The organism is Glycomyces lechevalierae, from assembly GCF_027622945.1.
In the GTDB taxonomy this organism is placed as follows: domain Bacteria; phylum Actinomycetota; class Actinomycetes; order Mycobacteriales; family Micromonosporaceae; genus Glycomyces; species Glycomyces rutgersensis.
The window spans coordinates 215,296-219,877 of the sequence record NZ_JAPZVQ010000009.1 but is presented as its reverse complement, the minus strand read 5'-3'; the positions used below and the strand labels follow the sequence as shown (position 1 = coordinate 219,877).

At 70.5% G+C, this 4,582-nt stretch carries 4 protein-coding genes; 3 read left to right on the top strand and 1 reads right to left on the bottom strand.

Annotation, left to right across the window (positions count from 1 at the left end; translation table 11 throughout):
• The first annotated feature begins 174 nt into the window (after positions 1–174).
• Positions 175–1,614 carry a basic amino acid/polyamine antiporter gene (locus O2L01_RS16045; RefSeq protein WP_270122981.1) on the top strand — a complete coding sequence of 480 codons (1,440 nt, stop codon included), beginning with the start codon at positions 175–177 and terminating at the stop codon, positions 1,612–1,614.
• Between the two features lie 26 nt (positions 1,615–1,640).
• Positions 1,641–2,891, top strand: a complete 1,251-nt coding sequence (locus O2L01_RS16040) for an arginine deiminase (protein WP_270122980.1) — start codon at positions 1,641–1,643, stop codon at positions 2,889–2,891.
• 62 nt (positions 2,892–2,953) lie between these two features.
• On the opposite strand, the gene O2L01_RS16035 is transcribed toward O2L01_RS16040, so the two are convergent.
• Entirely contained in the window at positions 2,954–3,424 is a 471-nt protein-coding gene (locus O2L01_RS16035; protein WP_270122979.1) for a carboxymuconolactone decarboxylase family protein, read from the bottom strand.
• Positions 3,425–3,604: 180 nt separating this feature from the next.
• Between O2L01_RS16035 and O2L01_RS16030 the strand changes: the two genes are divergently transcribed.
• Entirely contained in the window at positions 3,605–4,486 is an 882-nt protein-coding gene (locus O2L01_RS16030) for a sigma-70 family RNA polymerase sigma factor (protein ID WP_270122978.1), read from the top strand.
• The last annotated feature ends 96 nt before the right edge of the window (positions 4,487–4,582 follow it).

The window sequence follows — 4,582 nt, the reverse complement described above, 5'->3', positions numbered from 1 at the left end:
GTTCGGCGTGGCCGCGCCCGCCTGCCACCAGGCCGCGCTGTAACGACCCGGCGGGCGGGCCCCCGCCCGCCCGCCGCGTTCCCCGAATCCGAGCCTGCGTCCCCTTTGCGGCGATATATTCAGGACTCCAGTGCCCTCATCGGGCCTCAACGGCGCGACCTGCGAGGACTCCACATGGCCCATGCCGCGAACACGACCGAGACCCCGCGCACCGCCAAACTCGCGTTCTGGACGCTGACCTCGATGGTGGTCGGCTCCATGGTCGGCGCCGGCGTCTTCTCCCTCCCCTCCCGCTTCGCCCAGGAGACCGGCGTCGCCGGCGCCCTCATCGCCTGGGCCGTCGCCGGCACGGGCATGCTCATGCTCGCGTTCGTGTTCCAGAACCTCGCGGTCCGCCGCCCCGACCTCGACGCCGGCGTCTACGCCTACGCCAAAGCCGGGTTCGGCGAGTACCCCGGCTTCTTCTCCGCGTTCGGCTACTGGGCCAGCGCCTGCGTCGGCAACGTGACCTACTGGGTCCTCATCATGTCGACCGCCGGCGCGCTCATCCCCGCGCTCGGCGAAGGGGACACGATCCTCGCGATCGTGCTCTCCTCCGCGGGCCTGTGGGGGTTCTTCCTCCTCATCAAGCAGGGCGTGAAGGAGGCCGCGGCGATCAACCGGATCGTGACGGTCGCGAAGCTGATCCCCATCGGCGTGTTCGTGATCCTCGCGCTGTTCTTCCTCGACCCCGGCGTCTTCGCGGACAACTTCGCCGGCGCCGACTACGCCGGTTCGCTGTTCAGCCAGGTCAGGGGCACGATGCTCGCCACCGTGTTCGTGTTCCTCGGCGTCGAGGGCGCGAGCGTGTACTCGCGGCACGCGAAGCGCCGCGAGGACGTCGGGCGGGCCACGATCACCGGTTTCCTCTCGGTGTTCGCGGTCTTCGCGTCCGTCACGATCGTGTCGTACGGGATCATGCCGATGGCCGAGATCGCGGAGCTGCGCCAGCCGTCGATGGCCGGGGTCCTGGAGGCCGCGGTCGGCACCTGGGGCATGGTGTTCGTCTCGATCGGCCTCATCGTCTCGGTCCTCGGGGCGTACCTCGCGTGGACGCTCATGGCCGCCGAGGTCCTGTTCGTGGCCGCGCAGGACAAGGACATGCCGCGGTTCCTCGGCCGCTCCACGAAGGCGGACGTGCCCGTCCCGGCCCTCGCGCTGAGCACCGCGCTCAGCCAGGTCGTCCTGGCCGTCACCTACTTCTCCGACGACGCGTTCAACTTCGCGCTCGACCTCACCAGCGCCCTGACGCTCATACCGTTCCTCCTCGCGGCCCTGTTCGCCGTCAAGGTCGCGTCCGGCCGGGACGGGACGCCGGCGCGCGGCGGCTCGAGCGAGCTCACTGTGGCCGTCCTCGCCTCCCTGTACACGGCGTTCCTGCTGTTCGCGGCCGGATTGAAGTTCGTGCTCGTGTCCTTCATCGTCTACGCCCCCGCCACGATCCTGTTCGTCATGGCCCGCCGCGAGCAGGGCCGCCGCGTCTTCAGCCCCGGGGAGGCCGCCCTGCTGGCGGTCTCGATCGCGGGCGCCGTGCTCGGCGTCGTCGCGCTCGCCGCCGGCTGGATCACCATCTGAAGGCCATCGAGCTAGGGGGAACCGCAATGAACGACCGCGTCCAGTCCTACGGCGTCCATTCCGAGGTCGGGAGGCTCCGGAAGGTCCTGGTGTGCGCGCCGGGCCTCGCGCATCGGCGCCTCACGCCGACGAACGCGGAGGGGCTGCTGTTCGACGACGTCATGTGGGTCGAGAACGCCCAGCGCGACCACGCCGAGTTCGTCGAGAACATGCGCGACCGGGGCGTGGAGGTCGTCGAGCTGCACGAGCTCCTGGCGCAGACCATGGCGGACAAGGAGGCCCGCTCGTGGCTCCTCGACCGCAAGATCACCGCGAACGAGGTCGGGATCGGGCTCATCGAGCCCACCCGCGAGTTCCTGGAGTCGCTGGGCCCGGCCGAGCTCGCCGAGCACCTCATCGGCGGACTGTCCACATACGACCTTCCGAACGACCTGCGTCCCGGGTACGTGGCGCTGGCGCGGGAGTCGACCGGCGCGCGCGAGTACCTGATGCCGCCGCTGCCGAACACGTTGTACACCAGGGACACCACGTGCTGGCTGTACGGCGGCGTGACCCTCAATCCGCTGTACTGGCCTGCGCGCCATGACGAGACGCTGCTGATGAAGGCGGTCTACACGTTCCATCCCGAGTTCAAGGGCTCGCAGGTGTGGTGGGGCGACCCGGACGAGTCGTGGGGGCAGGCGACGTTCGAGGGCGGCGACATCATGCCCGTGGGGAACGGCGTGGTGCTCATGGGCATGAGCGAGCGCACCTCCCGGCAGGCGATCACGCAGGTCGCGAAGGCCCTCTTCGACCAGGGCGCGGCCGACCGGGTGATCGTGGCGGGCATGCCGAAGCTGCGGGCGGCCATGCACCTCGACACGGTGTTCACGTTCGCGGACCGGGACGTGGTCACGCTGTACCCGAAGATCATGGACGCGGTGCACACGTTCTCCTTGCGGCCCAGCGACAGAGCGCCGGGACTCGAACTGGAGGACCACAATTCGGCGGCGTTCACCGAGGTCGTGGCGAAGGCGCTGGGCCTGCCGAGCCTGCGCGTCATCGCGACCGGCGGCGACGTGTACGCCTCCGAGCGGCAGCAGTGGGACTCGGGGAACAACGCGGTCGCGCTCGAGCCGGGCGTGGTCATGACGTACGACCGGAACACGCAGACGAACACGCTCCTGCGGGACGCCGGCATCGAGGTCATCCCGATCGTGGGCGCCGAACTCGGACGCGGACGGGGCGGCGGGCACTGCATGACCTGCCCGATCATCCGCGATCCCGTCGACTTCTGACCCTGGGACAGGGGTAGGGGCGCGGCCGGCGGCCGCGCCCCTTTTCCGGTCTCCTCGCGGGTCTAGCTCCAGGCGCCGGGGGTGTAGTTGCCGCCGGGGATGCGGGGGATCGCGTTCATCCGGTTGTAGGCGTTGATGAGCGCGATGAGGGAGACGAGGCCCGAGAGCTGGTCGTCGTCGAAGTGCTTGCGGGCGGTGTCCCACACGTCGTCCGAGACGCCCGCGCTGTCGGCGAGGCGGGTGCCCGCCTCGGTGAGGGCGAGGGCCGCGCGCTCGGGTTCGGTGAAGACCACGGAGTCGCGCCAGGCGGCGACCATGGTGAGGCGGACGGTGGTCTCGCCGGCGTGGGCGGCGTCCTTGGCGTGCATGTCCGTGCAGACGCCGCAGCCGTTGATCTGGCTGGCGCGGAGGAGGACCAGGTTCGGGATCTCGGCGGGGAGGCCGGTCTTCTTGAGGGCCAGGCCCGCGGCGTTGATGTGCTTGGCGAACTTCGCGGCGATGGGGTTGGCGTAGTAGTCGATGCGGGCTTCCATGGCGGTCTCCTTCATGATTCGTTCGATACACGGGGATGACGGAACCCGGCGCGATGATGTGACCGGTCGAATGTGCGTAGTGTCTTGGATCACAGTGTCGGTCTCGCGGGGGCGGGACGGTCACGTTCGCGCGCCCGCGCGCGTCATAGATTCGACAGGCCCCGCCGAAGGAGGAACGACATGAACGACGACCAGTGGCTCGCCGAGCGCTTCGAGACCGACCGGCCTCGACTGGAGGCCGTGGCGTTCCGGATGCTCGGCTCCTCCGGCGAGGCCGAGGACGCGGTGCAGGAGGCCTGGTTCCGCCTGGCCGCCAGCGACACCGCGCGCATCGACAACCTGAGCGGCTGGCTGACCACGGTCGTCGGACGGGTCTGCCTCGACCAGTTGCGGCGCCGCAAGTCCCGCGCCGAGCAGCCGATGCCGGACTACGGGACGGAGCCGACCGCGCTGCCGGGACCCGCCGACGTGGAGGCCGACCCGGAGTCGGCCGCCGTCATCGCCGACTCGGTGAGCCTCGCGCTGCTGGTCGTCCTGGAGACGCTCGACCCCGCCGAGCGGCTCGCGTTCGTCCTCCACGACATGTTCGGCGTGCCCTTCGACGACATCGCCCAGATCGTCGACCGCACCCCGACCGCCGCCCGCAAGCTCGCGAGCCGCGCCCGGGCCCGCGTGCGGGGGACCGATGTGCCGCAGCGCAAAGAGGTCTCGAAGCAGCGCTCGGTGGTCGAGGCGTTCCTCGCGGCCGCCCGCGGCGGCGACTTCGAGGCGCTCGTGTCGGTGCTCGACCCCGAGATCACGCTGCGGACGGACGCGGCCGAGGTCGGCCAGATCATCCGCGGCGCCGCCCAGATCGCCGGCGGCGCGATGACCTTCGCGGCCATGGCCTCCGCCGCGCAGCTCGTGCTCGCCGACGGCAAGATCGGCGTCATCTCGTCCCTGCCGAACGCGGCGACGCGCGTGCTCGTCTTCACGGTCGAAGGGGACCGGATCATCGCCATGGAAGGCATCACCGACCCGGACCGCGTGCGCGGCATGGAACTCACCCTGCTCGACGCGTAAGGGAGCAGACGAGAACGGTGTGGGCCGCGATCCGAATCGGATCGCGGCCCACGCCGCAGGCGCAAGCCCCCGCGCGGACGGGGCGGGCCCCCCCGC